Source organism: Paenarthrobacter sp. 2TAF44 (genome assembly GCF_052114885.1).
Taxonomy (GTDB): domain Bacteria; phylum Actinomycetota; class Actinomycetes; order Actinomycetales; family Micrococcaceae; genus Arthrobacter.
Genome location: NZ_JBFRFP010000067.1, coordinates 1 through 379 on the forward strand (window position 1 = coordinate 1; position 379 = coordinate 379).

Consider the following 379-nt stretch of genomic DNA (forward strand, 5'->3'; position numbering starts at 1 on the left):
CGGGTCCAGGTCAACGATCGGTACTCTACTGACCGTAACGCTCTCGTGGTGCATGCTGTGACGAACCGGTTCGGGTGAGAGATCCGCGAAGAACGTGGTCGCGTTTCGGCTGATCTCCTCAATGGCTGCCCTGCTGACCGTGTCCGGGACATCGTCAACCGATTCGTACTGGGTGTCGGCTGCGGTGTGTGAGACAACCTTGACGCTGTAGCTGTCCAGCGTTGGTACGCCGAACATGTGAACACCGTCCTGGTCGCGAAGGAATGCCGGGAAGACGTCCGGTGCGTAGCGACTTGGATCGTTCGGCGCGAACCACGTCAACGCGATGTCTGCGACTTTTACGACGTCGCGTAGCTGCGGTCGCAACTGCGCCGCCCAC

Annotated in this window: 1 pseudogene; it reads right to left on the minus strand. The window is 60.7% G+C overall.

The window, feature by feature from the left end:
• Window positions 1–379 (minus strand): annotated as a pseudogene (locus AB4Z15_RS24975) (N-methyl-L-tryptophan oxidase); the annotation flags it as partial.